Here is a 26,074-nt window from a genome sequence, read left to right on the forward strand (position 1 = left end):
GGGGGGGCGGGGCCCGGTACAGCGCCCGGGGCGCCGCCAACCACCCCCCCCCGGCGCCCCGTGGGCGACCGCGCCCCCGCGGTGGGGGGCCGGGGCCCCGCCACCGCACGGTCCTCGCCGCCCACCACCCCGCTGTCGTCCCACGAAGGTCCTCATGTTGCGCGCCGCTCCCGAGCAGGCCCCGCCGTCCCGTGCCCCGCGTCCGTCCCGCCCGCGGCCGAAGGGAGGCATGCGGCGCCGGACCCGGAGCGGGTTCTTCGAACCCGGCCGGCTCGTCCGCTCCTTCCCCGACGCGCTGCGCAAACTGCACCCGCGGGACCTGGTCAGGAACCCGGTCCTGTTCGTGGTCTCGGTGGGAGCCGCCCTGACCTCCCTGTCCGGGCTGCTGCACCCGGCCCTCTTCACCTGGGTGATCAGCTTCTGGCTGTGGCTGACCGTGGTCTTCGCCAACCTGGCCGAGGCGGTCGCCGAGGGCCGCGGCAAGGCCCAGGCCGCGTCCCTGCGCAGGGCCCGCACCGACACGGTGGCGGTAAGGCTCCTCGACTGGCGCTACGGCACGGACGCGGGCAGCGCCCGCACCGAGGCCGTCGCCGCGACCGACCTGAAGCCGCTGGACTTCGTGGTCGTCACGGCCGGCGAGCTGATCCCGGCGGACGGCGATGTCGTCGACGGGGTCGCGGCCGTCGACGAGTCGGCGGTGACGGGCGAGTCGGCGCCGGTGATCCGCGAATCGGGCGGTGACCGCAGCGGGGTCACGGGCGGTACGACCGTTCTGTCGGACCGGATCGTCGTCCGGGTGAGCGCGCGACCCGGGCACAGCTTCCTGGACCGGATGATCGCACTGGTCGAGGGCGCCTCCCGGCAGAAGACACCGAACGAGATCGCCCTGAACATCCTCCTGGCGTCACTCACGATCATCTTCCTGCTGGTCGTGGTCGCCCTCCAGCCAATGGCCGAATACGCCGACGCGGCCCAGTCGACGACCGTCCTGGTCGCTCTCCTCGTCACCCTCATCCCGACGACCATCGGCGCGCTGCTGTCGGCGATCGGCATCGCGGGCATGGACCGGCTGGTGCAGCGCAACGTCCTCGCCATGTCGGGGCGGGCCGTGGAGGCGGCCGGTGACGTGGGCACGCTCCTGCTGGACAAGACCGGCACCATCACCCTCGGCAACCGCGGGGCCGTCGCCTTCGTGCCGCTGCCCGGTGTGGACGAACGGCAGCTCGCGGACGCGGCACAGCTGTCCTCGCTGGCCGACGAGACACCCGAGGGCCGCTCCGTCGTCGTCCTCGCGAAGAAGCTGCACGGACTGCGTGCTCCCGGCCGGGAAGAGGTGGCGAACGGCCGCTGGGTCGCCTTCAGCGCCCAGACCCGGATGAGTGGCGTCGACCTGCGCTGGGACAACGGCGCGGTCTGCTCGATCCGCAAGGGCGCGGCCCAGCAGGTGATCGCCTGGGTGGAGATGTACGGTGGCCATGTCCCGTCCGAGGCACGGATGTTCGCCGACACGGTGGCCGCGTCCGGCGGTACTCCGCTGCTGGTGGCGGTGCACGACTGGGACGGCCCGCGCGTGCTCGGCCTGATCCACCTCAAGGACGTCGTGAAGGACGGCATCCGGCGGCGTTTCGCCGAGCTTCGCCGGATGGGCATCCGCACGGTCATGATCACCGGGGACAATCCGGTCACCGCCCGCGCGATCGCCGAGGAGGCGGGCGTCGACGACTTCCTCGCCGAGGCCACTCCCGAGGACAAGCTCGCCCTGATCAAGAAGGAGCAGGCGGGCGGCAAGCTGGTCGCGATGACCGGTGACGGCACCAACGACGCCCCCGCGCTCGCGCAGGCGGACGTCGGCGTGGCGATGAACACGGGCACGTCGGCCGCGAAGGAGGCCGGCAACATGGTCGACCTCGACTCCGACCCGACCAAGCTCATCGACATCGTCGAGATCGGCAAGCAACTCCTCATCACTCGGGGCGCGTTGACCACGTTCTCCATCACCAACGACGTGGCGAAGTATTTCGCGATCATCCCGGCGATGTTCGCGGGCGCGTACCCCGGTCTGACGTCTCTCAACGTGATGGGCCTGCACAGCCCCACCTCCGCGATCACCTCGGCGATCATCTTCAACGCACTGATCATCGTGGCCCTGATCCCGCTCGCGCTGCGCGGCGTCCGCTACACGCCCTCGTCGGCGCACGACCTGCTGCGCCGAAATCTGCTCCTGTACGGGCTCGGCGGGCTGGTGCTGCCGTTCGCGGGCATCAAGCTGATCGACCTGGTGATCTCGGCGGTGCCCGGCCTGGGCTGACCCCACCCGTTCGGCCGAACGGCCCGTCAAAGACGCGTATGCGCACGTCAGAGGCGTGTCAGAGAAAGGCACTCCGGGTTGTCCGGGGTGCCCCGAACCGCTTGCATGGAACCCGTGAACAGCGCCTGGCTCCTCTTCGACCGGCCGCCGAGTACCGCTCGGCCGTCCCGTCGTCAGCCGCGCTGCCCGGAAGCCCTCGGGTCCCGCTGAGGCGGCTTCCGCACCTCACGGGGCGCCGGCCCTCGCCCTCTCGCCGAGGGACCTGACCCGGTCCGGCGCCCCCTCCTTACCTTTACCCCGCCCGCCTGCCGCGGCCCCTTCGGGGACCGTGCCGCGTGCCCGCACCCCCGGATGGGACCATGTCCGACTCAGCCCTTTCATCCCGCACCGTTCTCGTCACCGGCGCCACCTCCGGCATCGGCCTGGAGACCGCCCGGCTGCTCGCCGAGCGGGGCGCCACCGTGCTGCTGCACGGCCGCAGCGCGGAAGAGGCGCGCGCCGCCGCGGACCGGCTCATCGCAACCGCCGCCGGGATCGACGCCGACCGGCTGTGCACCTACGCCGCCGACTTCGCGCGTCTCGACGAGGTGGAGAGCCTCGCCCACAAGGTGGCCACCGAGCACCCGCACCTGGACGTCCTCGTCAACAACGCGGGCATCGCCGCACCCGAGCGGCACACGGTGACCGCCGACGGCAACGAGATCGCCTTCCAGATCAACTTCCTCGCCCACTACCTGCTCACCTGCCTGCTGGAGCCGGCCCTCACCAGCGAGCCCGGCGGCCGGGTGGTCAACGTCTCCTCCGCCCTGCACCGCACGGCGTCCATCCAGTGGTCCGACCCCAACCGGACCCGCCGCTACTCCCGGCTCGCCGCCTACGCCCAGTCCCAGCTGGCGCTCACCGTGTTCGCGGCCGACCCGCGCGTCACCGCTGTCTCCGTGCACCCGGGCGCCTGCGAGACCGCTCTGCTCCCGCTCTACGCGCATGAGGGCGCCTCGGCCGCCGAGGGTGCCGCACACGTGGCCCGCCTCTGCGACCCGTCCGTCGAGATCGTCAACGGCGCCTACTACGACCGGGACGCCCGCGTCGAACCGGCCCCCGCCGCGACGGAGGACCGCACGGTCAGGCGGCTCACCAGGCTCGCCGACCTGCTGGTGGGACGCACCGCCTGAACGTCCGCTCCATGGAACGGAGTTGAAACCCACGTCCGCGCGAGCCGCTGGGGCGACACCCCCAGGAGAAGGCCGACCGCGACGCGAAGGCCGGTCAGGGCCGGGGCGCTCCCGAAGCCCGACGGGGGCAGGTCGACCGCCCCGCCCCGCACCCGGCAAACCAGGATGAACTGGCATGAACACCCCGTGATCGAGCTCGCCACCGGCGTCGGCCGGTGGTGGCCGACCGCTCCACTCATCCGCGTTGATCGCCGCGTCGTGCGCCGGGCACGTCGCCCTGCGCGGAGCCGCGGACGCACTGACGCCCGAGGCCCTGGCATCCTGGCCGGCCTCGGATGGGCGCTCCCGCCGGCTTCCTGCCCGCGCTCGGGGCCGCCTTCGAGCGCCTCACTCCCCAGGACCGGATGATCTGGACCCTCCAGGCCGAGCCGCCGCGTCCGCCGTTCCGGGGACGTGACGATACGGCGCCTGGAGCCGGCCGACACGGACGCCGTGCTCGGCCTCGGCCCGGACGACTCCCGGCTCTCCGCCGGCCGGGGCGACCCGCGGGGCCTGGCCGCCTCCGGGCATGCCTGGGCGGCGACCAGCCGTACCGACCAGTCCTTGTGCGCCGACATCACCGCGCGCGGTGATGTCCCCGCCGGGAACTGTCCGCTCCACGACCGTGCCGGCCGCCTCCTGGCCTGGACCGCTGGGTTCCGCCTGGTCCGCGAGTACGTGCGCCACACCGCCGGCAGCCCTGCCGTACGCGAACGGTGGGGCGCCCGAGAGGGCGTACGGCAGGGCGCCGTACGGCATGACACTCGGTGTCCGACCCGCGCACCCGCCCGCCGTCCCCCGTACAGCCGAACGTCTCCTCGTGGCCTGCGTGCCGCTCTTTCTTGACGCTCCGACACCTCCTGCCAGGCGATTCTTAACGCAAGCTTGACGCCCGGCGCCCGCTGATCCGTGGGCCCACGCGTCACTCTCTGCATACGCTGGTGCGGCCGTCCGCGTGATGGCCGGAATCGAACTGCCCCGCACTCAGCGCGCCGGACACCAGGAGCCCGACCGATGGCCACGACCGAACACCCCCCTCCGGGTCGCCTGCGCGCCTGGATGCTGGAGGGGCTGTCCGACATGGGCAAGAGCGGCGGCCACACCGGGCCCCACGCGCACCCCGAGGCCGCGCACAAGGGCCAGCGCTGGTGGCGGGTGATGTGCCTGACCGGTGTGGACTACTTCTCGACCCTCGGTTACCAGCCGGGCATCGCGGCCCTCGCGGCCGGGCTGCTGTCGCCGATCGCGACCATCGTGCTGGTCATCGTCACCCTGGCGGGCGCGCTGCCGGTCTACCGGCGCGTGGCCGCGGAGAGCCCGCACGGCGAGGGCTCCATCGCCATGCTGGAGCGCCTGCTCTCCTTCTGGCAGGGCAAGCTCTTCGTGCTCACCCTGCTGGGCTTCGCGGCCACCGACTTCCTGATCACCATCACCCTGTCGGCCGCCGACGCCTCCACCCACCTGGTCGAGAACCCGCATCTGACGGACTTCCTCCAGGGCAAGCAGATGATCATCACGCTGATCCTGGTGGCGCTGCTCGGCGCGGTCTTCCTCAAGGGCTTCCTGGAGGCCATCGGCGTCGCGGTCGCCCTGGTCGGCATCTACCTCGCGCTGAACGTCGTCGTCGTGATCGTCGGCATCTACCACGTCATCACCGCCGAGCACGTGATCACCGACTGGACCAGCGCCCTCACCACGGAACACGGCAATGTCTTCGTCATGATCGGCGTGGCCCTGATCGTCTTCCCCAAGCTGGCGCTCGGCCTGTCCGGCTTCGAGACCGGCGTCGCGGTCATGCCGCACGTCCAGGGCGACGCGGGCGACACCGAGGAGCGGCCCACCGGCCGGATCCGGGACACCAGGAAGCTGCTCACCACAGCCGCCCTGATAATGAGCTGCTTCCTGATCGCGACCAGCTTCATCACCACCCTGCTGATCCCGGAGAAGGAGTTCAAGTCCGGCGGCGACGCCAACGGCCGTGCCCTCGCCTACCTGGCGCACGAGTACCTCGGCAACGCCTTCGGCACCGTCTACGACGTCTCGACCATCTGCATCCTGTGGTTCGCCGGCGCCTCCGCGATGGCCGGCCTGCTCAACCTGATGCCGCGCTACCTGCCTCGCTACGGCATGGCACCGCACTGGGCGCGTGCCGTGCGCCCGATGGTCATCGTCTTCACCCTGATCGCCTTCCTGGTCACCTGGATCTTCGACGCCGACGTGGACGCGCAGGGCGGCGCCTACGCCACCGGTGTGCTGGTGCTGATCAGCTCCGCGGCGATCGCGGTGACCATCGCCGCCCGCAAGGCCCGGCAGCGCAACTGGACCGTCGCCTTCGCGGTCATCTCGGCGGTGTTCCTGTACACGACGGTCGTGAACGTCATCGAGCGCCCGGACGGTGTGAAGATCGGTGCCTGCTTCATCGTCGGCATCATCCTGGTCTCGCTGCTGTCCCGGCTGGCCCGCGCCTTCGAGCTGCGCGTGACGAGTGTGACGCTCGACGACATGGCGGAACGGTTCATCAGGGACATGGCCAGCCGCAAGATGCGGTTCATCGCCAATGAGCCGGACGTCCGCGACAAGGCCGAGTACCGCGACAAGGTCGAGCAGATCCGGGCCGACAACGACATGCCCGAGCAGGAGGACTTCGTCTTCGTCGAGGTCACGGTCACCGACCCCTCCGAGTTCGAGGCGGGCCTGACCGTGCGGGGCGAGGTCCTGCACAACCGCTACCGGGTCCTGACCCTGGAGTCGGCCTCCATCCCCAACGCCCTGGCGGCGCTGCTGCTGCACGTCCGTGACGAGACCGGCTGCATCCCGCACATCTACTTCGAGTGGACCGAGGGCGGTCCGTTCGCCAACTTCCTGCGCTTCTTCCTGTTCGGTCAGGGCGAGGTCGCCCCGGTCACCCGGGAGGTGCTGCGCGAGGCGGAGCCGGACCGCGCCCGGCGGCCACGCGTCCACACGGGCTGAGCCGGGCCGGTACGGGCGGCGGTCGTAAGGATCCCGTCAATAACCGCCGGGTAGGCATAAGAACCCCGTCAGCCACCGGCTCCGGCAGCCCGGCGGCCCCTACCGTCGGCCCCATGGAGGACACAAGACGCAAGGGCCGGGCGGCCGGTGACCGCACCTGGCCCGGCAGCGCACGCCTGGCCGCCGGCTGTGCCCTCGGCTTCGGCGGCCTGACGCTCCTGGTGGACTGGGACGCCGGCACCCTGACCCCGGCCCGCGCACTGCTGTGGGCCGCGATGGCCGCCGCCGTCCTCGCCATGCTGCTGCCGGCCCGGGTCACGGCGGGTCCCGGCTGGATGGCCGCACGCGGGCCGGTGCGCCGGCGTACCGTCCGTACCGACTCCCTGGTCTACGTCGCCCAGTACGGCGACGTCTCCGCCCACCTGGTGCTGCGCGACACCGCCGGCAACCGGCTGGAGCTCGACCCGAACGTCCTGCACGCCAATCCGCTGCTCTGGCACGAACTGGACACCGGCGTGCGCCGTTCCCTGGACCGCGGCACCCTGCGCCGGGGCACCGAGGTGCTCGCACGGCTCGGCCACGAGATCGACGACACCACCACGCTCGCGGTCCTCAAGGCGTCCGGCCTGACCTGACCGCCGCAGGGGCCGCCGGGCCGGTCACTCCTCCGGCAGGGCGCGCAGCCTGCCGCTCCAGCGCTGGTCGTCGGCGCTGGTCGGGTCGGTCAGGCCGATGCCGAAGGCGTTCTCCAGCAGCGCGAGCGCACTGTGCGGCGGCGCCACCTCGCCCCGCACCAGCCCCAGCGGCCGCATGGTGTCGTCGAGCCGCGCCGGGTCGTGCCCGATCGGATCGATCGCGTGCAGGGTGTGGAAGTCCACGACGACGTCGCCGCCGACCGCGTACTTGAACCAGTGCATCGGCTTCTCGTTGTAGTGGAGCACGACGGCCTCGGTCCCCGCCGAGACGGCACCGACGACCCGTTCGTCGAGTCCGTGCAGACCGCCCAGTTCCCAGGCCCACGTCCAGGAGCCGTCGACACCGGTCGTGACGACCGGTTCGTCCCCGTCGTAGAGGTCGTCACCCAGCCCGTCCGCGAGATCGGCGGCGCCGCCGCCGCGCAGCGCGAGGGTCTCCGGGTCCACCCCCATACGGGTCAGCAGTTCGGCGGGGGGCACGTCCCGCACGAAGGTCAGTGTGTAGATGGGGATGTCCCCGTGCCTGAACAGATCCAGGCCGCGGCTCGCTCCAGTGGTCGTCATACGGCGGATGCTCCCACACGCGGCCGGCCGGCCGCCGAGGACACCGGGTCCGCGGGCCCCGCCGGCCGGCCCTATCGTGACCCCATGCAGTCCTACACGATCGGCCAGGCGGCGCGGCTGCTCGGCGTCAGCCCGGACACCGCCCGTCGCTGGGCCGACGCCGGCCGGATGACCACCCACCGCGACGAGGGCGGCCGACGGCTCATCGACGGCAAGGACCTCGCCGCGTTCTCCGTCGAACTGGCCAGGGCGGGCGCGGTCGAGGAGGACGCCTCCACCACCTCGGTCCGCAACGCCTTCCCCGGCATCGTGACCGCGATCAAGCTCGGTGACGTCGCCGCCCAGGTCGAGATCCAGGCCGGCCCGCACCGCCTGGTCTCCCTGCTGACCCGCGAGGCCGTCGAGGAACTGGGCCTGGAGGTGGGCATGGAGGCCACCGCCCGGGTGAAGTCGACCAACGTCCACATCGACCGCGTCTGACACCGTCGTCGGCACATGAACGCCGCCCACAGGTCCGGCCGGCCGCTCAGCCGGGACGGGTCGCGCCCCGGGAAGTGCTCCACCCGCTGCGGTGCCGGGGCCTGGCGGAGGGCGGGGTCGCGCGGGCGCTCGGCGCCACGGATTTCGAGAACGTCCGGCGGACGCGCGCGGCGCGGTCGAGACGGCGGCAATCCGCCGCTACCGGCTCCCGCGGCACGCCGGCATCCCGCGCACCGAGGTGCACTTCATGGAGACCGCCGACGCCAGGCGAGAGCCCGTCCAACCCGGTCGCACCGGCGCCGGCCAACGCGCTGCGGGACGCGAGCGTGTGCGGTTCACGGAGCCGGCGCCGACGCGTGACCGGGGGGCGGGCACCGGACGCCGGACGCCGTACGAGCCGTCCACCCGGATCGCCGTGAGGCCGCTGATGCGGCGGGCCCCGCAGCGGTCCTGCGGCAGGAACGGTTGAGGGCCCGCCAGGTCCAGCGGGGTGCCGTCGATGCTGACGGCGAAGGGGACAGGGGCGTGCGGGAAGTCCGGGGCGGTCTCCGCCCAGGAGAGCAGGGCGAGGTGCCCGTCGGCGCCGGTGAGGTCGAGTTCGGCGAGCGTCATGGGCGGCCTCCTCGTGGAAGAGGTGCACGCCGCACACCTCCGTACAAACGCACATGCCAGGCTCAAGTCATATGTGTGCAGCTCATGCGATGCGACAGCAGACTTACAGCTGGCAAGTGCGGCAGTATCATCGAGTGGCGGCTGACAGACAGGTCGCACCAGGGCGCGACAGCTTGTTTCATCCGGATTCAGAGGAGTTCACTCGTGATGACCCGTTCCGCGCGCCGGACCCGGCAGACCCTCCGGGTGGCCGGTGCCTCGGTGGCGGCCCTGCTGGCCCTGAGCGCCTGCTCCTCCTCCGACGACGACTCGTCCGCCAAGGCGAGGTCGGACACCTCCGCGTCGGCCTCGCCGAAGCTGTCGGGTTCGATCACCGTGTTCGCGGCGGCCTCCCTCAAGGAGAGCTTCACGACGCTGAAGGCGGACTTCGAGAAGGCCCACCCGGGTACGAGGGTCGACTTCAGTTTCGGCGGCAGTGACACCCTGGCCGCGCAGATCACCAGCGGGGCGCCCGCCGACGTCTTCGCCGCGGCCAGCCCCAAGACGATGGCGATCGTCACGGACAAGAAGGACACCGCCACCACACCGGCCACCTTCGTCCGCAACCAGCTGGAGATCGCCACCCTGCCGGGCAACCCCGACAAGGTCGCCTCGCTCAAGGACCTCACCAAGTCCTCGCTGAAGGTGGTCCTCTGCGACCGGACGGTGCCGTGCGGCGCCGCCGCCCGGAAGGCGCTGGACGCCAGCAAGCTGAAGCTGACCCCGGTCTCCTACGAGGAGGACGTGAAGTCCGCCCTCAACAAGGTGGTCCTCAAGGAGGCCGACGCCGCGGTCGTCTACAAGACCGATGTGAAGGCCGCGGGCGACAAGGTGGAGGGCGTCGAGTTCCCCGAGTCCGCCGACGCCGTCAACGACTACCCGATCGCCCTGCTGAAGGACGCCCCCAACCCGACGGTGGCCAAGGCGTTCATCGCACTGGTGCAGTCCGCCGAGGGCCAGCAGGTCCTGAACCAGGCCGGGTTCCTCAAGCCGTGACGAAGGCCGACGAGCCGGGCGCCGGAGCCGTCGCCGTCACGGGCGGCCCACGGCGCCGGCGCATCCGGTCGGGTGTGCCGCTACCGCTCCTCCTCCCCGGAGCGGTAGCTCTGGTCTTCCTCCTGCTGCCCCTGCTCGCCCTGCTCCTGCGCGCCCCCTGGGGCAGCCTGCCCTCGCTGCTGACCAGCACGGAGGTGTGGCAGGCCCTCCAGCTCTCGCTGCTCAGCGCGACCGCGGCGACGGCCGTGAGCCTGGTGTTCGGGGTCCCGCTGGCCTGGCTGCTGGCCCGTACCGAGTTCCCGGGCCGGGGCCTGGTACGAGCACTGGTCACACTTCCCCTGGTCCTCCCCCCGGTCGTCGGCGGTGTGGCCCTGCTCCTGGCCCTGGGCCGCAACGGGGTCGTCGGCCAGTGGCTGGACTCCTGGTTCGGGATCACGCTGCCGTTCACGACGACCGCCGTCGTGATCGCCGAGTCCTTCGTGGCCATGCCCTTCCTGGTGATCAGCGTCGAGGGCACGCTGCGGGCCGCGGACCCGCGTTTCGAGGAGGCGGCGACGACCCTGGGCGCGTCCCGTTTCACGGCGTTCCGCAGGGTCACGCTCCCCCTCGTCGCCCCCGGCATCGCGGCCGGCTCGGTACTGGCCTGGGCCCGCGCGCTCGGCGAGTTCGGTGCGACGATCACGTTCGCCGGCAACTTCCCGGGCCGCACCCAGACCATGCCACTGGCGGTCTACCTGGCCCTCCAGAACGACCCCGACGCGGCGATCGCCCTCAGCCTGGTCCTGCTCGCGGTCTCGATCGCGGTACTGGCAGGCCTCCGCGACCGCTGGATGACCGCCTCATGACCACCCCCGACCCCACACCACCCGCCGCCGCCGAAGGCCGGGCAACCTCCGCGCACCCGCCGTCGCACCCGCACGGCCCTGCCGGCCTCGACGCCCGCCTCGTCGTCACCCGCCGCGCCTTCCATCTCGACATCACCCTCACCGCCGCCCCCGGCGAGGTCGTCGCCCTCCTCGGCCCCAACGGTGCCGGCAAGACCACCGCCCTGCGCGCCCTGGCCGGCCTCACCCCGCTCACCGCCGGCCATCTCCGCCTGGACGGGACGGAGTTGGACCGCACACCCCCCGAATCCCGTCCGGTGGGCGTCGTCTTCCAGGACTATCTCCTCTTCCCCCACCTCACGGCCCTCGACAACGTCGCCTTCGGTCCGCGCTGCCACGGCGCGAGCAAGGCCGAGGCCCGCGTCCGGGCGGCCGCCTGGCTGGACCGCATGGGCCTCGCGGACCACGCCGGCGCCAAACCCCGCCGGCTGTCCGGCGGGCAGGCCCAGCGTGTCGCGCTGGCCCGGGCGCTGGCCACCCACCCCCGCCTGCTGCTCCTGGACGAACCCCTCGCCGCCCTGGACGCCCGCACACGCCTGGACGTCCGTTCCCAACTCCGCCGCCATCTCGCGGAGTTCGAGGCCGTGGCGGTTCTGGTCACCCACGACCCGCTGGACGCCATGGTGCTGGCCGACCGTCTGATCGTCATCGAGCACGGCTCGATCGTCCAGCAGGGCACCCCCGCGGACATCGCCCGCCACCCGCGCACCGACTACATCGCGCACCTGGTCGGCCTCAACCTCTACCGCGGCCGGGCCGAGGCCGCGGCCGGGGGCCATCTGGTCAGGCTGGAGACCGGCTCCGCCATCGCCACCACGGAGCACCTCACCGGCGACGTGTTCGTCGCGTTCCCGCCGAGCGCGGTCACCCTGTTCCGGGACCGCCCCAAGGGGGCCAGCGCCCGCAACGTCTGGCGCTGCGAGGTCGCCGGCCTGGAGATCCACGGGGACCGGATCCGAGCCGACCTGACCGGCGGCCTCGCCCTCGTCGCCGACCTCACCGCGGTCGCCGCCGCCGAACTGGACCTGCACCCGGGCACTCCGGTGTGGGCGACGGTGAAAGCGACACAGACCCACGCGTACCCGGCGTAGCGCCCCATGCGAGAGGCCCCGCCGGAGCGGGGCCTCTGTCACATCCGTACTACCGCACCACCGCGGACACCGCGGATCAGTCCTCGTACGCGTCCAGCGGCGGGCAGGAGCACACCAGGTTGCGGTCGCCGAACGCCTGGTCGATCCGGCGTACCGGCGGCCAGTACTTGTCGGCGGCGGACACCCCGGCCGGGAAGACGGCCTCGGCCCGCGTGTAGGCGTGCTCCCACTCCCCGCCGAGGGCGGCGGCCGTGTGCGGGGCACCCCGCAGCGGGTTGTCCTCGGCGGGCCACTCCCCCGCCCCGACCTTGTCGATCTCCGCCCGAATCGCGATCATCGCGGCGCAGAACCGGTCCAGCTCGCCCAGGTCCTCGGACTCGGTCGGCTCGATCATCAGCGTGCCGGCCACCGGGAAGGACATCGTCGGCGCGTGGAACCCGTAGTCGATGAGCCGCTTGGCGACGTCGTCGACGCTCACCCCGGTCGCCTTGGTCAGCGGCCGCAGGTCGATGATGCACTCGTGCGCCACCAGCCCGCCGGGGCCGGTGTAGAGCACGGGGAAGTGCGGCTCCAGCCGCTTGGCGACATAGTTGGCGCTGAGTACGGCCACCTGGGTGGCGCGCTTGAGCCCCTCGCCGCCCATCAGCCGGACGTACGCCCACGAGATCGGCAGGATTCCGGCGGAGCCCCACGGCGCGGCCGAGATCGGCCCGACACCGGTCGCCGGGCCCGCGGCCGGCTGGAGCGGGTGGTTCGGCAGGTACGGCGCCAGGTGGGCCCGTACGGCCACCGGGCCGACGCCGGGGCCGCCGCCGCCGTGCGGGATGCAGAAGGTCTTGTGCAGGTTGAGGTGCGAGACGTCGCCGCCGAAGTGGCCGGGCTTGGCGACCCCGACCAGGGCGTTGAGGTTGGCACCGTCGACGTACACCTGGCCGCCGGCCTCGTGCACCTGACCGCAGATGTCCGCGACGTGCTCCTCGAACACGCCGTGCGTGGACGGGTACGTGATCATCAGCACGGCGAGCTGGTCACGGTGGAGCTCGATCTTCGCCCGCAGGTCCTCGACGTCGACCTCGCCGTCCTCGGCGGTCTTCACGACGACGACCTTCATGCCGGCCATGACGGCGCTGGCGGCGTTGGTGCCGTGCGCCGAGGAGGGGATCAGGCACACGGTGCGCTGCTCGTCGCCGTTGGCGCGGTGGTAGGCCCGTACGGCGAGCAGTCCGGCCAGCTCGCCCTGCGACCCGGCGTTGGGCTGCAGCGACACCTTGTCGTAGCCGGTGACCTCGGCGAGCCGCTCCTCCAGCTCACGGATGAGCGTCAGATAGCCCTGTGCCTGCTCGGCGGGCGCGAAGGGGTGCAGCTGGCCGAACTCGGGCCAGGTGACCGGCTCCATCTCGGTGGTCGCGTTGAGCTTCATGGTGCAGGAGCCCAGCGGGATCATGCCCCGGTCCAGCGCGTAGTCCCGGTCGGCGAGGCGGCGCAGGTAGCGCAGCATCGCGGTCTCGGAGCGGTGCTCGTGGAAGACCGGGTGGCCCAGGTAGCCGTCCTCGCGCAGCAGCGCCTCGGGCAGCGTGTCCGCGGCGGCCTCGTCCAGCGCCTCGACGTCGCCTCCGACCCCGAAAGCCGCCCACACGGCACCCAGCTGGGCCCGCGTGGTGGTCTCGTCGCAGGCCATGGAGACGTGGTCGGCGTCCACCAGCCGCAGGTTCACGCCGCCCTGGCGGGCGGCCGCGACGACCTCGGCGGCCTTGCCGGGCACGCGTGCGGTGAGGGTGTCGAAGTAGGCACCGTGCACGATCTCGACCCCGCCGGCCCTGAGGCCCGCGGCGAGGATCGTGGCATAGCGGTGGGTCCGCTGCGCGATGGCCCGCAGCCCCTCGGGCCCGTGGTAGACGGCGTACATGCCGGCCATCACGGCGAGCAGCACCTGTGCGGTGCAGATGTTGCTGGTGGCCTTCTCACGGCGGATGTGCTGTTCACGCGTCTGCAGCGCGAGCCGGTAGGCCCGGTGCCCGTCGGCGTCCACGGAGACACCCACGAGCCGGCCGGGCAGGCTGCGCGCGAACTTCTCGCGTACCGCCATGTAGCCGGCGTGCGGCCCGCCGAAGCCCATCGGCACACCGAAGCGCTGGGTCGTTCCGACGGCGATGTCGGCGCCCAGCTCGCCCGGCGAGGTCAGCAGGGTCAGCGCGAGCAGGTCGGCGGCGACGGTGACCAGCGCGCCCAGCCCGTGCGCCTGCTCGATGAGCGGCCTGATGTCGCGTACGGCACCGGAGGCGCCGGGGTACTGGACGAGCACGCCGTTGATCTCGCGTGCGGCGAGGTCGGCCGGGATTCCGTCGCTGAGGTCGGCGACGACGATCTCGACCCCGGTCGGTTCGGCCCGGGTCTCGATCACGGCGATGGTCTGCGGCAGGGCGTCCGCGTCGATGACGAAGACACCCTTCTTGTTCTTGCCCATGCGCAGCGACAGGGCCACGGCCTCGGCGGCGGCGGTGCCCTCGTCGAGCAGCGAGGCACCGGAGGTGGGCAGTCCGGTGAGGTCGGCGACCACGGTCTGGAAGTTCAGCAGCGCCTCCAGCCGGCCCTGGGAGATCTCCGGCTGGTACGGCGTGTAGGCCGTGTACCAGGCCGGGTTCTCCATCACGTTGCGCAGGATGACGGGCGGCGTGAAGGTGCCGTAGTAGCCCAGTCCGATCATGGAGTCGAGCACCTGGTTGCGGTCGGCCAGCGACCGCAGCTCGGCCAGCACCTCGGCCTCGGTGCGCGCGCCCGGCAGTTCCAGGGTGTCGGCGTTCTTGATGACGTCCGGCACGGCGGCGGCGGTCAGCTCGTCGAGTGAGCCGTAACCGACCTGGGCGAGCATCTTGGCCCGGGCCTCGTGATCGGGTCCGATATGGCGCTGCTCGAAGGGGATTCCCTGCTCGAGCTCGGAAAGCGGAACGCGCTGGGCGGTCATTGCGGAGGCCTCCTGGTCTGACGCGACCTTCGAGGGGTACCCCGGCACGGGCACCCCGACGGCCTCCCCCTCTGTCATCTCAACCTGAGAGCTTCGCCGGACGCCCAGGGGATCCGGCTTTCACCGTCGGTGAGAGCGGACGCCGTCGACGCCCGCCCTGCTTTCCAGAGTGACCTCGTCCGTGCGGTACGTGAGCCTGAGAGATTCCGGGGAGGATTTGCTCCTTCGGCGCCTCCGGTCTGTCCGGAGGACTCTCCCGCGCGGGGTCAGCAGCCGCTTGCCAGCCTACCAGCGAGGGCAACGCACGGGTCTTCGAGTGGCCGCCTCCTTCAATGTGCTCTTTTGTAGTGCTTACGGATGAGTTGCGACCTAGTGGAGGGCCCGTGCAGACCGACATCGATCCGCGCAACCTGATCGGCCGCAAGGCGTTCGACCGCAACGGCACGAAGATCGGCACGATCGACGAGGTCTACCTCGACGACGCGACCGGGGTGCCGGAGTGGGCGGCCATACGCACCGGCCTGTTCTCGCGGGACGCCTTCGTGCCCCTGGAGCCGAGCGAACTGGTCGAGGGCACCCTCAAGGTCCCCTTCGACCGCGCCCTGATCAAGGACGCCCCGGACTTCGGGGTGGGCCGCCACCTCTCCCCCGAGCAGGAGCTCCAGCTCTACCACCACTACGGCCTGGACACGACGGCCGCCCCGCCCCCCGACGAGCCGGACCACCACTTCGGCAAGCTGGCGGGCACGGAGGACCCGGGCACCTGACCGGGCGGCGGGGCGCCGCCCGCAACGCCCCGCAATGGGCGCGGGGAACTGCGCGATCAGCCCCCCACCCGCCCGCACACACCGCCTGCCGCCACCCCGTCACCCGGTCGCCCCGACACCAGCGGCAACGGCTCCGCCGGTTCCAGCTCCGGGTCGTCGACACGAAACGTCCGCACCCGCCCCGGCTCCACCGCCCCCGGCGTCTCGAACCGCACCGTCACCCTCCCCAGCCCGCTCCCCTGCACCCATCCGTGCCCGTACTCGGCATGCCGCACGTCGTGCCCCGCCGGCCACCGCCGCTCGGCGGCCGGCTGCTGCTCGGCGACCGGCTCCGCCGCCTCCTCCTCCGCCGTCGCGGACTCCCCCGCCCCCTCCCCCGCCGCCGCCTGAGCGAACAGATCCTCCTGGGTGTAGTCGGCGAGCCCCGTCACCCCGACGCCCAGCAGCCGCACACCCCCCGTCGTGTCCACCGAGTCCAGCAGCCGCGCGGCCGCCTCCCGCACCACCGCCGGGTCGTCGGTCGGCCCCCGGAGCGTCTCCGACCGGGTGAGCGTCGAGAAGTCGTACCTGCGTACCTTCAGCACGATGGTCCGCCCCGACAGCCCGGCCCCGCGCAGTCTGCGCACGCACCGGTCGGCCAGCCGCCGTACCTCCATCCCCACCCGCATCCGGTCGTGGATGTCCACGTCGTAGGTGTCCTCGACGGACACCGACTTGGCCTCCCGCTCGGCGACCACGGGCCGTTCGTCCTGCGCCAGCGCCATCGCGTGCAACGCGTGCCCGTGGGCCTTGCCGAGCAGCCGAACCAGTTCGTCCTCGCCCGCCTCGGCGATCTCGTCGACCGTGGTGATCCCGGCCCGCCGCAGATGGTCCCCGGTCGCCGGCCCCACGCCCGGCAGGGTCCGCACCGGCATCGGCCCGAGCATCGCCCGCTCGGTGCCCGGTGCGATCAGCACCAGCCCGTCCGGTTTGGCCTGCTCGGAGGCGATCTTCGCGAGCATCTTCGAGGCGGCGAGCCCGACCGACCCGGAGACCCCTGTGGCGCTTCGGATGTCCGCGCGCAGCTTCTCCCCCACCAGGCGCGCCGACCCCGCGTCCCAGGCCACCTCACCCGCCTCCAGGTCCACGAACGCCTCGTCCAGGCTCAGCGGCTCCACCAGCGGCGACAGCTCGTGCAGCAGCGCCATCACCTGCTCGCTGATCGACCGGTACAGCCCGAAGCGCGGCACGAGGTAGGCGGCGTTCGGCGCCAGCCTGCGTGCCTGCGCCATCGGCATCGCGGAGTGCACCCCGAACACCCGGGCCTCGTACGAGGCGGTGGCCACCACGCCACGCGGTCCGAGGCCGCCCACGACCACGGCCTTCCCCCGCAGGCTCGGCTTGGATGCCTGCTCCACCGAGGCGTAGAAGGCATCCATGTCGAGATGCAGGATCGTGGGCGCGTTTCTCACATCTCCGATGCTGCACCACACCACTGACAACACCCCGGCACGGAACCGCGCCAGGGTGTCACAGAGGGCTCAGGAGGCCATGGGGGGAGCCTCAGCGCCTTGGCGCCTCAGACCGCCTTGTTGCGGCGCCGGGCCAGCTCGTCGGCGGGGTTGTGCCCGACGAGGGTCTCACCGGTGTCGACGCGCTCGCCGTGCAGCTGGGAGAGCGCGCTCTCCACGTCCCGCCAGACCACGCCGACCGCGATCCCGAAGACGCCCTGCCCGCCCTGGAGCAGCGCGTGGACCTCGTCGGGCGAGGTGCACTCGTAGACCGTGGCGCCGTCGCTCATGAGGGTCATCCGCTCCAGGTCGCGGAAACCGCGTTCCCTCAGGTGCTGGACGGTGGTGCGGATGTTCTGGAGGGACACTCCGGTGTCCAGGAACCGCTTGACGATCTTCAGGACGACGACGTCACGGAAGCTGTAGAGGCGCTGGGTGCCCGATCCGTAGGCGGGCCGCACGCTGGGCTCGACCAGGCCGGTGCGGGCCCAGTAGTCGAGCTGCCGGTAGGTGATGCCGGCCGCCGCGCAGGCGGTGGGCCCCCGATAGCCGATCTCCTCGGTCGTCATGGACGCCACCCCTTCGCCGCTCGGCACCGCCGCCGGCCGCTGCGCGGCGTGACCGCCGGCGCTGCCGTGCTGGGGGTCCCCCCAACCCGGACGGAGTCGAGAGCCCGGGGGCGGGTACGGACCGCTCTCCCCGAGACCGCGTCCCGGGGCACCCCCAGCCATACCGTCGCCGCTGCTTCTCACGCCGACCTCCGTCCTTGACCTGCCTTCTCGACGGTAGGCAGTCACCAGGGGCGCGTCAACGATCGCCACACTCGGCACGCCGAGTGATAATCACCCTAGGAGTGGTTTCCCGTGCCCCACCGCGGGGAAAGGCTAGCCGAATGCTCTGGCGGGAAGGCGTAGGACGCTCTCAGTGGCCGCCGGCAATCGCCAGTGAGTTCCGCCCCTGACGAGCCGTGAACCGGCCCGTCGCGGCCTTCCGGTGAGCGGCTGAAGCGCCGGCCGGCTCCCGTCCCTCACTGACTGCTGGTGCCGAAGTCCTCGGGCGAGATCTGGTCGAGGAACTCGCGGAACTTCTCCACCTCGTCCTCCTGCTCGTCAGGGATCGCGATGCCAGCGTCGTCCAGCACCGTGTCGCTCCCGTAGATCGGCGTTCCGGTGCGCAGCGCCAGCGCTATGGCGTCGGACGGACGAGCGCTCACCTCGACACCGCTGGCGAACACCAGCTCCGCGTAGAAGACCCCCTCACGCAGGTCCGTGATGCGCACTTCGGTGAGCTCCTGGCCGACGGCCTCCAGCACGTCCTTGAACAGGTCGTGGGTCAGCGGTCGTGCAGGAGCCATGCCCTGCTGGGCGAACGCGATCGCCGTCGCCTCCCCCGGACCGATCCAGATAGGGAGGTAACGGTCGCCTCCCACTTCGCGCAGGAGCACGATCGGTTGGTTGGAGGGCATTTCCACCCGGACACCTACGACATCGAGCTCGTTCACACAGCAACCCTAGGCCGTGCCCGGGACGTTTGGGTAGTCGGGCCCGGAACGCGCGCCCGATCCGGCCTCCGCCCGGGTCCTGTCACGATGGTCACGGCAGCCGCACCCCGAGGGCGCTCTGCACCAGTGCGGCGTGCAGCTTCACCGTGAGCGCCGCCAGCTCCTTCGTACGGGCCTCTGCGTGGGCCCGGGTCTGCGGGTTGCGGTGCCGCCTGAGCGGGGCCACCACCTGGTCCACCAGGCCCGCCTCACGGTCCGCGGCGGCCTTCATCACCCGCAGATGACGCGGTTCGATCCCGAACCTGCCCAGCTCCGTCACGAGCGCGGCCACGGTGACCGCCTCGGAGTCGTACACGCCGTCCTCCAGGGGAGTGAGCAGCCCGTACGACTCCCACTCCGCCAGGCGGTTCTCGTCGATCTCGGCGGCCGCGAGCAGCTCGTCCCGCCCGATCCGCGCCACCGTGGGCACCTCGGGCACCACCGGGACCGCCTCGCCGTCCCGCTGCCGCCCCAGCACGGGCAGCTGTACGGCCTCACCGCGCTCCATGGCGTCCAGGTACTCGCGGATGACCTTCAGCGGCAGGTAGTGGTCCCGCTGCATCCTCAGGACGTGTCCGAGACGCTCCACGTCCCCGCCACTGAACTTGCGGTACCCGGACGGAGTCCGGCGGGGCTCGATGAGCCCCTCCGACTCCAGAAAACGGATCTTGGAGATGGTCACTTCGGGGAACTCGTCGCGCAGCACGTTCAGCACCGTGCCGATGCTCATCAGCCCGGATTCCGTGGCGGCGGTGCCGTGACCGGTACCGCCGCTCGGCGTGTGCAGCATGGACCTTCTTCCCTGGGGTCCCGGCACGAGGGCCGGAGGGTCAGATGCCCTGCCGGCTCGCGTAGAAGACCAGCCGGTACTTGCCGATCTGGACCTCGTCACCGTTCGACAGAGCGACCTGGTCGATGCGCTCCCGGTTGACGTACGTGCCGTTCAGGCTGCCCACGTCGGCCACCGTGAACGAGCCGTCCGGCTGGCGGCGGAACTCCACATGGCGGCGCGAGACCGTCACGTCGTCCAGGAAGATGTCGCTCTGCGGATGACGGCCGGCCGTGGTCAGGTCGCTGTCCAGCAGGAAGCGGCTGCCCGAGTTCGGGCCGCGGCGCACGACCAGCAGCGCGGAGCCCAGCGGCAGCGCGTCGACGGCCGCCTGGGCCTCGGGCGAGAGCGCCGGCGCCTGGGTCTGGCCGGTGACCTCGGCGTCGTAGGCCTCCAGGCCGGAGATCGAGATCGTGGACGTCGTCTCGGACGCCCGCTCGGGGACGGCGCCCGCGCGCAGCGGGGCACCGCAGTTGGAACAGAAGCGGGCGTTCTCCGCGTTGCGGTTACCGCACCTCGTACAAACCAGGGCCGACATGGACGGATCCTCCTGCCGCGGCTGCCCCGCCGGGGCGTTGGACGCGTACGGGCCGGAGGTAAACCCTCCACCCGCACCTGAGGTTGACGGTTGCCCGAAACCTATGCCGCCGGACTGGGACGGGTCAACTGACGGCGCGCCCTGACCTCCCGAAATGTCACCCCCCGGACCAGCCACCTGGTCCCGGAACAGCGGGCGCTGACCGTCCGCGTCGGGCTGTGCGCGATGGCGAGCGGTCGCGTTGTCGCTGCCCTCTCGCGCGCTCTTGCCGAACAACTTCGAAAACAACTTCACGGGCGATTCCCCTTGACCGAAACAGACCCGCCCGTGGGGCAGGACGAACCCTGACTGAATAAACCGGCCGACCCGGACAACCACACAACGTCCGTATCCACCAGACAGTTTCCACCACGCACCGGCTCCCCGGTGCGCCGACCCCCCGCATCCTCATGCCCTCGCCGGATGTCCCGCATGCACCACCGGTTCACTATGGGGTCGACCGAGCGTAGTCAGGCTGCTTCGCCGGTCGCAAGGCATCCACGACGATCTTGGTCGATCGTTCGACGGTAACCGTCGCCTGCTCCTTCTCCAGGGTCTGCACCACGCCTCCGGGGATGTTGAGAGCCGGTTCGAGGTCCTGCGGCTTGCCGATCACCCTGAAAACGTAAGGCTGGGTGATCTTGTTCCCGTCGACGCTCACGCTCTTCCCCGAGTCGCTGAGGTAGGTACCGGAGATCACGCGCACCCCGTTGACCTGGATCGCCTCAGCGCCGGCCGCGCGCAGCTCCTGGATCGCGTCGAGCAGCATGTCCGCCTGCACCGTTCCCTTCGGGTCGTCGACCGTCATCGTGATGCCAGGACCCTGCGCCGCCACGGTGCCCGCCAGAATGCCGAGTTGCCTCTCCTTCTCGGCCGTCTGCTTGCGGGCCTCCGCCGCCTGGTCGGAGCTGCTCTGCAACTCCTGACGCTGCTTTTCGAGTCCTGTCCTCTCGTCCTCAAGACGCTGAGTACGGTCGTCCAGTTCATCGAGGATGCGGACAAGATCCTCCTGGCGGGCCCCACGCAGCGCGCTGTCACTGTCACTGTTCGACGCCACCTGCACGGCGAGGCCGAATCCGAGCCCGAACAGCAGCACGGCGACGATCAATTGGGCCCGGCTGACCCGCGGCGGCCACAACCCCTCGACCAGCCGCCGGCGGCCGCTCGGCCCGGTCTCCGGCTCGGGCTCGGCGGCGGGTCCCGGCTCGGGCGCCGTGGCGGGTACCTCGGCCGGCAGTTCCTTGCGCAACCGGTGCTCCGGCTGCTTCTCGTGCTCGCTCATGCCGCTCACGCCCGGAAGACATGCCGTCGGATCGCCGCGGCGTTGGAGAAGATACGGATACCGAGGACCACGACGACGCCCGTGGACAGCTGCGAGCCCACGCCCAACTTGTCACCCAGGAACACGATCAACGCGGCCACCACCACGTTGGACAGGAACGACACCACGAAGACCTTGTCGTCGAAGATCCCGTCCAGCATGGCCCGCAGACCGCCGAAGACGGCGTCGAGCGCCGCGACGACGGCGATCGGCAGATACGGCTCGACGACCGCCGGAACCTCCGGACGGACCAGCAGTCCGGCCACGACGCCCACGACGAGGCCAAGTACGGCGATCACGATGTGCCCTTCTCCGTCTTCTCGGTGTACGGCTGGGCCGTACGTACGATCACGCTGGGTGCGGCGGGCAGCCGGACGTCACTCTCCGTGGAGATCGTCGCCCGGATGTCGAAGTTCTCCTCCAGCGCATGCAGATACAGCCCGTCGGGGCTGTCCTGGAACCTGGAGCTGAGCCTCTCCCCGTCCCCCACCGCCAGCACCGTGTACGGCGGAACCAGCGGCCTGTTGTCGACCAGTATCGCGTCTCCCGCGGCCCTGATCGCGGACAGCGCGGTCAGCCGCTGTCCGTTGATGGAGATCGCCTCGGCTCCCGAGGCCCACAACCCGTTGACCACGCGCTGCATGTCGTGGTCCCGCACCCGTCCGGTGTCCGAGAAGCCTGAGGTCTCCCGCGGGTTGCCGGCGTCACCGCCCGCGGACGCCGCCTTGGCGTCGTTCACGCTCAGCTTCACGCCGGGGCCGTGCACCGCCGTGGCGCCCGACAGGACGCCCATCAGGTCCGCCTGCCCGCTGCCGCCGCTCTCCTTCAGCGCCGCCCGCTGACGGGCGCTGACGTCGTCACGCAGCTCGTCGACACTGCTCTCGAGCTTGTCCGCGGCCGCCGTCTCGCGGTCGATGCGGTCGATGAGCTCCTGCCGCTCCTTGGCCACGACCGGTGCGGTCACCCGCGCCTGCGCCGCGCCCACGGTCACCACCAGGGCCGCGAGCACCAGACCGCCAGCCAGGCCCAGCCTGGCCCGCAGGGTCTTCGGCATGCCGCCGCCCTGCCCCTGCGCCCTTTTGCGGGCCGCCGCCTCGGCGTACCCGTCGTCGAGGCTGTGGTCCATGACGTTGGTGATCAACGACATGGAGGCGTCCGGACGCTGCGGCCGGGTGGCGCTGCTCCGAACGGGGGGTTGCTGCGGCATGCCGCACATCGTCGCACGTTGCGACCGGTACCTCCGAATGGCCCCACCGGCGTGCCGGACAGGCCCCCTCGGGGACACTTGTCCGGCACGCGCGCGTGCGGTGCGTCTACCGTCCGGCACTGTCCACGATCGCGGACCATTCGTCCAACAGGGCCTGTGCGGAGGCGTCGTCGGGTCCCTCGGCCCACAGATGGGTGACCGCCTCGGCCGGGTCGGGCAGCACCATCACCCAGCGACCGTCGGTCTCCACGACCCGTACTCCATCGGTCGTGTCCACGAAACGATCACCGGCCGCCTCGACGACACGCCGCATGACCAGGCCCTTGACAGCCCACGGGGTCGCCAGGTCACGCTTGAGGACATGCGCCCGCGGGATCCGGGCGTCGATCTGGCTGAGCGTGAGCTGGGTGCGTGCCACCAGACCGATCAGGCGCACGAACGCCGCCGTGCCGTCGTAGACACTGCTGAACTCGGGGACGATGAATCCGCCCTTGCCGTCACCGCCGAAGATGCTGCCTTCCTCACGCCCCACGCGCGTGAGGTCGTCGGGCGAGGTGGTCGTCCACTCGACCTGGGTGCCGTGGTACGCGGCCACCTGCTCGGCGATCCGGGTCGTGGTGACCGGAAGCGCCACACGGCCGCTACGCCGCTCGGCGGCGACCAGGTCGAGCATCACCAGCAGCGCCCGGTCGTCCTCGATGATGCGGCCCTTCTCGTCCACCAGGGACAGCCGCTCACCCACCGGGTCGAACCGCACGCCGAACGCGGCTCCGGAGGACGCCACGATCTCGCCGAGGCGTACCAGCCCCGACCGCCGCTGATCCGCCGTCTCCGTCGGCTTGGCCTCGTTGAGACCGGGGTTGACGGTCAGCGAGTCCACTCCGAGCTTCCCGAGCAGACTGGGCAGCACGAGCCCGGCACTGCCGTTGGAGGCGTCCACCACGACCTTCAGGCCGGCCTCGGCGATCCCCGTCGTGTCGACGTTGCGCAGCAGCGAACCCGTGTACGAGTCGAAGACGCTGGCCGGGAAGTACAGGTCGCCGATCTCACCGGGGAACGCGCGCCGGTACTCCTGCCGCGCGAAGATCCGGTCCAGCTTGCGCTGGCTGGCCTGCGAGAGGTCCGCGCCCTGCCCGTCGAAGAACATGATGTCGACGGAGTCGGGCACCCCGGGCGAGGTCCGGATCATGATGCCGCCCGCGCTGCCCCGCGCGGTCTGCTGCCGTGCCACCGGCAGAGGCACGTTCTCCAGGTCGCGTACGTCGATGGCGCTGGCCTGGAGGGCGGAGATGACCGCCCGCTTGAGCGCACGGGCACCCCGGGAGTGGTCACGGGCGGTGGTGACCGTGGAGCCCTTCTTCAGGGTGGTCGCGTAGGCGCCGGCGAGCCGTACGGCCAGTTCCGGAGTGATCTCCACGTTCAGGATTCCGGAGACACCGCGGGCGCCGAAGAGATGCGCCTGCCCGCGGGACTCCCAGATCACGGACGTGTTGACGAACGCGCCGGCCTCGATGGTCTTGAACGGATAGACCCGGACGTTGCCCTGCACGATCGATTCTTCACCGATCAGACACTCGTCACCGATGACCGCCCCGTCCTCGATCCGCGCTGCGCGCATGATGTCGGTGTTCTTCCCGACGACACAACCCCGCAGATTGCTGTGCTGCCCGACGTAGACGTTGTCGTGGACGACGGCCCGGTGCAGGAAGGCACCGCTCTTCACGACGACGTTGGATCCGACGACGGTGTGCTCGCGGATTTCCGCGCCGGCCTCGACCTTGGCGTAGTCACCGATGTACAGCGGTCCGCGCAGTTCGGCTTCGGCATGCACCTCGGCACCCTCGGCCACCCAGACGCCCGGCGATATCTCGAAGCCGTCGATGTCGACGTCGACCTTGCCCTCCAGGACGTCGGCCTGCGCCTTCACGTACGACTCGTGCGTGCCTACGTCCTCCCAGTAACCCTCGGCGATATAGCCGTAGACCGGCTTGCCTTCCTTCATCAGCTGCGGGAAGACATCGCCGGACCAGTCGACCGGAACGTCGGCCTCGACATAGTCGAAAACCTCGGGCTCCATGACGTAGATGCCCGTGTTCACCGTGTCGGAGAAGACCTGCCCCCAGGTCGGCTTCTCGAGGAACCGCTCGACCTTCCCCTCTTCGTCGACGATGGTGATGCCGAATTCCAGCGGATTGGGCACCCGGGTCAGGCAGACCGTGACAAGAGCGCCCTTCGCCTTGTGGAAGTTGATGAGTTCAGTGAGGTCGAAGTCGGTCAGCGCATCGCCGGAGATGACGAGGAAAGCATCGTCCTTCAACGCCTCTTCGGCGTTCTTGACGCTTCCGGCGGTACCGAGTGGCTTCTCCTCATTGGCATAGGTGAGCTCCATGCCGAGCTCTTCGCCGTCACCGAAGTAGTTCTTGACCAGCGATGCCAGGAACTGCACGGTGACAACGGTCTCGGTGAGCCCATGCCTTTTGAGCAGCCGAAGCACATGCTCCATGATCGGGCGGTTCACCACCGGAAGGAGCGGCTTGGGCATGCTAGAGGTCATAGGGCGAAGGCGTGTACCTTCGCCACCGGCCATCACGACGGCCTTCATGTCGGAAGCGTCCTCCTTTAGATGACGGTCTAGCCGACTTCACCCGTCCAGATTGTCCCGCACTTTTCCGCCGGGGGCCATCGAAGGCCACTGCGTCCGGACAATCGCCGAGCTCAATCGGCTGTGGCGTCCGCACGAACCAGACGACGGACCTGCACCACGTAGAGCACTCCTGCCCACCAATAGAGCGTTGTACCCCATCCGGCGAACGCCCATCCGAAAATAGCAGCGAGTGACGAGATCCAGCCGCTTCCGTCACTCAGCAGCAGGAGCGGGAACGCGTACATCAGATTGAACGTGGCAGCCTTGCCAAGGAAGTTCACCTGCGGTGGCGGATAGCCGTGCCGCCGGAGGATCCCCACCATCACCAGCAGCACCAGTTCACGCAGCAGGAGCGCGGCCGTCAACCAGAACGGCAGGATCTCGCGCCAGGTGAGTCCGACAAGCGTCGACAGGATGTACAGCCGGTCCGCGGCGGGGTCCAGGAGCCGGCCGAGGCTGCTGATCTGGTTCCAGCGCCGGGCGAGCTTGCCGTCCAGGTAGTCACTGATGCCGCTGAAGGCGAGCACCAGCAGCGCCCAGCCGTCGCTCTTGGGCCCGCCGAACTCGGGCCTGAGGATCAACCACAGGAAGACGGGTACGCCGACGAGACGCGCCATGCTGAGGATGTTCGGGATGGTGAGGACCCGGTTCGTCTGGACACGGGTCTCCTGGACCTCCACCCGGGGGCCTCCTGTGATGGGAAACGAGCCAACTTTGCCCCCTGACCTTACCTCAACGCAAAAAAGCTCTGGCTCTTGGGCTTGATGCCCAAGAGCCAGAGCTCTAAAAGGAGTTCGGCGGTGTCCTACTCTCCCACAGGGTCCCCCCTGCAGTACCATCGGCGCTGTGAGGCTTAGCTTCCGGGTTCGGAATGTAACCGGGCGTTT

Annotated in this window: 21 protein-coding genes, 1 rRNA gene, 2 pseudogenes and 1 riboswitch; of the genes and pseudogenes, 10 read left to right on the forward strand and 14 right to left on the reverse strand. The window is 70.8% G+C overall.

All coding sequences use genetic code 11. From position 1 onward, the window contains the following. Positions 1-154 precede the first annotated feature (154 nt). The 5 genes from kdpB to ACFXI4_RS43655 all read left to right on the forward strand — a co-directional run bounded on the left by kdpB (position 155) and on the right by ACFXI4_RS43655 (position 7,124). Positions 155-2,308: a potassium-transporting ATPase subunit KdpB gene (kdpB, locus tag ACFXI4_RS43635; RefSeq protein ID WP_385002994.1), complete on the forward strand. Its 2,154-nt coding sequence runs from the start codon at positions 155-157 to the stop codon at positions 2,306-2,308. Positions 2,309-2,667: 359 nt separating this feature from the next. After that, positions 2,668-3,480 (forward strand): SDR family NAD(P)-dependent oxidoreductase, encoded by an 813-nt coding sequence (locus ACFXI4_RS43640; protein WP_385002997.1) that lies wholly within the window; start codon positions 2,668-2,670, stop codon positions 3,478-3,480. A gap of 453 nt (positions 3,481-3,933) precedes the next feature. Further along, positions 3,934-4,365 carry a hypothetical protein gene (locus ACFXI4_RS43645; RefSeq protein WP_385003000.1) on the forward strand — a complete coding sequence of 144 codons (432 nt, stop codon included), beginning with the start codon at positions 3,934-3,936 and terminating at the stop codon, positions 4,363-4,365. A gap of 168 nt (positions 4,366-4,533) precedes the next feature. Further along, entirely contained in the window at positions 4,534-6,489 is a 1,956-nt protein-coding gene (locus tag ACFXI4_RS43650) for an APC family permease (RefSeq protein ID WP_385003003.1), read from the forward strand. 113 nt (positions 6,490-6,602) lie between these two features. Then, positions 6,603-7,124, forward strand: coding sequence for a hypothetical protein (locus ACFXI4_RS43655; RefSeq protein ID WP_385003006.1), 522 nt, complete (start codon positions 6,603-6,605; stop codon positions 7,122-7,124). A 24-nt stretch (positions 7,125-7,148) separates the two neighbouring features. Here ACFXI4_RS43655 and ACFXI4_RS43660 read toward each other — a convergent pair whose 3' ends face one another. After that, on the reverse strand, positions 7,149-7,748 hold the full coding sequence (locus ACFXI4_RS43660; RefSeq protein ID WP_385003008.1) for a DUF6461 domain-containing protein: 600 nt from the start codon (positions 7,746-7,748) through the stop codon (positions 7,149-7,151). Positions 7,749-7,832: 84 nt separating this feature from the next. Between ACFXI4_RS43660 and ACFXI4_RS43665 the strand changes: the two genes are divergently transcribed. Continuing rightward, positions 7,833-8,228, forward strand: coding sequence for a molybdopterin-binding protein (locus ACFXI4_RS43665; RefSeq protein ID WP_385003011.1), 396 nt, complete (start codon positions 7,833-7,835; stop codon positions 8,226-8,228). Between the two features lie 390 nt (positions 8,229-8,618). On the opposite strand, the pseudogene ACFXI4_RS43670 reads toward ACFXI4_RS43665, so the two are convergent. Further along, positions 8,619-8,819, reverse strand: a pseudogene (locus tag ACFXI4_RS43670) (hypothetical protein); the annotation flags it as partial. A 228-nt stretch (positions 8,820-9,047) separates the two neighbouring features. Here ACFXI4_RS43670 and modA point away from each other — a divergent pair. The 3 genes from modA to ACFXI4_RS43685 are packed head-to-tail and all read left to right on the forward strand — an operon-like array spanning position 9,048 to position 11,850. Next, entirely contained in the window at positions 9,048-9,875 is an 828-nt protein-coding gene (gene modA, locus ACFXI4_RS43675) for a molybdate ABC transporter substrate-binding protein (RefSeq protein WP_385003014.1), read from the forward strand. Continuing rightward, positions 9,872-10,720, forward strand: a complete 849-nt coding sequence (gene modB, locus ACFXI4_RS43680; protein ID WP_385003017.1) for a molybdate ABC transporter permease subunit — start codon at positions 9,872-9,874, stop codon at positions 10,718-10,720. Before modA ends, modB begins: the two co-directional genes overlap by 4 nt. Beyond that, the gene (locus tag ACFXI4_RS43685; protein WP_385003020.1) at positions 10,717-11,850 is read left to right on the forward strand and encodes an ABC transporter ATP-binding protein; all 1,134 of its coding nucleotides are present in this window, start codon (positions 10,717-10,719) and stop codon (positions 11,848-11,850) included. Before modB ends, ACFXI4_RS43685 begins: the two co-directional genes overlap by 4 nt. Before the next feature lie 76 nt (positions 11,851-11,926). Here ACFXI4_RS43685 and gcvP read toward each other — a convergent pair whose 3' ends face one another. Then, positions 11,927-14,812: an aminomethyl-transferring glycine dehydrogenase gene (gene gcvP / locus ACFXI4_RS43690; RefSeq protein WP_385003023.1), complete on the reverse strand. Its 2,886-nt coding sequence runs from the start codon at positions 14,810-14,812 to the stop codon at positions 11,927-11,929. A gap of 174 nt (positions 14,813-14,986) precedes the next feature. Further along, positions 14,987-15,081, reverse strand: a riboswitch (glycine riboswitch). A gap of 114 nt (positions 15,082-15,195) precedes the next feature. Between gcvP and ACFXI4_RS43695 the strand changes: the two genes are divergently transcribed. Continuing rightward, entirely contained in the window at positions 15,196-15,579 is a 384-nt protein-coding gene (locus tag ACFXI4_RS43695; RefSeq protein WP_362715851.1) for a PRC-barrel domain-containing protein, read from the forward strand. On the opposite strand, the pseudogene ACFXI4_RS43700 reads toward ACFXI4_RS43695, so the two are convergent. From ACFXI4_RS43700 to rrf, 11 genes and pseudogenes are all read right to left on the reverse strand, one after another. Then, positions 15,489-17,030: pseudogene (locus ACFXI4_RS43700) on the reverse strand (DNA polymerase IV). The gene ACFXI4_RS43695 and the pseudogene ACFXI4_RS43700 sit on opposite strands and share 91 nt — an antisense overlap. Before the next feature lie 107 nt (positions 17,031-17,137). Next, a complete protein-coding gene (locus ACFXI4_RS43705; protein ID WP_385003026.1) occupies positions 17,138-17,821 on the reverse strand; it encodes a MerR family transcriptional regulator in 684 nt (227 codons plus the stop codon). A 275-nt stretch (positions 17,822-18,096) separates the two neighbouring features. Next, positions 18,097-18,570 carry a bifunctional nuclease family protein gene (locus ACFXI4_RS43710; RefSeq protein WP_026253112.1) on the reverse strand — a complete coding sequence of 158 codons (474 nt, stop codon included), beginning with the start codon at positions 18,568-18,570 and terminating at the stop codon, positions 18,097-18,099. 91 nt (positions 18,571-18,661) lie between these two features. Continuing rightward, entirely contained in the window at positions 18,662-19,399 is a 738-nt protein-coding gene (locus tag ACFXI4_RS43715; RefSeq protein WP_362715845.1) for a MerR family transcriptional regulator, read from the reverse strand. 40 nt (positions 19,400-19,439) lie between these two features. Further along, positions 19,440-20,270 (reverse strand): FHA domain-containing protein, encoded by an 831-nt coding sequence (locus ACFXI4_RS43720; protein WP_362715841.1) that lies wholly within the window; start codon positions 20,268-20,270, stop codon positions 19,440-19,442. 193 nt (positions 20,271-20,463) lie between these two features. Beyond that, positions 20,464-21,297: a DUF881 domain-containing protein gene (locus ACFXI4_RS43725; RefSeq protein WP_362715858.1), complete on the reverse strand. Its 834-nt coding sequence runs from the start codon at positions 21,295-21,297 to the stop codon at positions 20,464-20,466. Positions 21,298-21,302: 5 nt separating this feature from the next. Continuing rightward, complete coding sequence (locus tag ACFXI4_RS43730; protein ID WP_046727248.1) at positions 21,303-21,635, reverse strand: small basic family protein; 333 nt, start codon at positions 21,633-21,635, stop codon at positions 21,303-21,305. Next, positions 21,632-22,543: a DUF881 domain-containing protein gene (locus ACFXI4_RS43735; RefSeq protein ID WP_385003033.1), complete on the reverse strand. Its 912-nt coding sequence runs from the start codon at positions 22,541-22,543 to the stop codon at positions 21,632-21,634. Before ACFXI4_RS43735 ends, ACFXI4_RS43730 begins: the two co-directional genes overlap by 4 nt. Positions 22,544-22,649: 106 nt before the next feature. Further along, positions 22,650-25,145, reverse strand: a complete 2,496-nt coding sequence (locus ACFXI4_RS43740; protein WP_385003035.1) for a sugar phosphate nucleotidyltransferase — start codon at positions 25,143-25,145, stop codon at positions 22,650-22,652. Positions 25,146-25,258: 113 nt separating this feature from the next. After that, the gene (locus ACFXI4_RS43745) at positions 25,259-25,867 is read right to left on the reverse strand and encodes a CDP-alcohol phosphatidyltransferase family protein (protein ID WP_385003038.1); all 609 of its coding nucleotides are present in this window, start codon (positions 25,865-25,867) and stop codon (positions 25,259-25,261) included. Positions 25,868-25,979: 112 nt separating this feature from the next. Further along, a 5S ribosomal RNA gene (gene rrf, locus ACFXI4_RS43750) occupies positions 25,980-26,074 on the reverse strand; the annotation flags it as partial.

Origin of the sequence: Streptomyces sp. NPDC059224, assembly GCF_042754285.1 — a bacterium.
GTDB lineage: Bacteria > Actinomycetota > Actinomycetes > Streptomycetales > Streptomycetaceae > Streptomyces.

Coding starts and splice junctions, on each gene's coding strand:
- ACFXI4_RS43665 (WP_385003011.1), top strand. CDS start 7,833: ATGCAGTCCTACACGATCGGCCAGGCGGCGCGGCTGCTCGGCGTCAGC.
- ACFXI4_RS43650 (WP_385003003.1), top strand. CDS start 4,534: ATGGCCACGACCGAACACCCCCCTCCGGGTCGCCTGCGCGCCTGGATG.
- ACFXI4_RS43655 (WP_385003006.1), top strand. CDS start 6,603: ATGGAGGACACAAGACGCAAGGGCCGGGCGGCCGGTGACCGCACCTGG.
- ACFXI4_RS43715 (WP_362715845.1), bottom strand. CDS start 19,399: ATGCTGCACACGCCGAGCGGCGGTACCGGTCACGGCACCGCCGCCACG.
- gcvP (WP_385003023.1), bottom strand. CDS start 14,812: ATGACCGCCCAGCGCGTTCCGCTTTCCGAGCTCGAGCAGGGAATCCCC.
- ACFXI4_RS43735 (WP_385003033.1), bottom strand. CDS start 22,543: ATGCCGCAGCAACCCCCCGTTCGGAGCAGCGCCACCCGGCCGCAGCGT.
- ACFXI4_RS43725 (WP_362715858.1), bottom strand. CDS start 21,297: ATGAGCGAGCACGAGAAGCAGCCGGAGCACCGGTTGCGCAAGGAACTG.
- ACFXI4_RS43685 (WP_385003020.1), top strand. CDS start 10,717: ATGACCACCCCCGACCCCACACCACCCGCCGCCGCCGAAGGCCGGGCA.
- modA (WP_385003014.1), top strand. CDS start 9,048: ATGACCCGTTCCGCGCGCCGGACCCGGCAGACCCTCCGGGTGGCCGGT.
- ACFXI4_RS43660 (WP_385003008.1), bottom strand. CDS start 7,748: ATGACGACCACTGGAGCGAGCCGCGGCCTGGATCTGTTCAGGCACGGG.
- kdpB (WP_385002994.1), top strand. CDS start 155: ATGTTGCGCGCCGCTCCCGAGCAGGCCCCGCCGTCCCGTGCCCCGCGT.
- ACFXI4_RS43740 (WP_385003035.1), bottom strand. CDS start 25,145: ATGAAGGCCGTCGTGATGGCCGGTGGCGAAGGTACACGCCTTCGCCCT.
- ACFXI4_RS43640 (WP_385002997.1), top strand. CDS start 2,668: ATGTCCGACTCAGCCCTTTCATCCCGCACCGTTCTCGTCACCGGCGCC.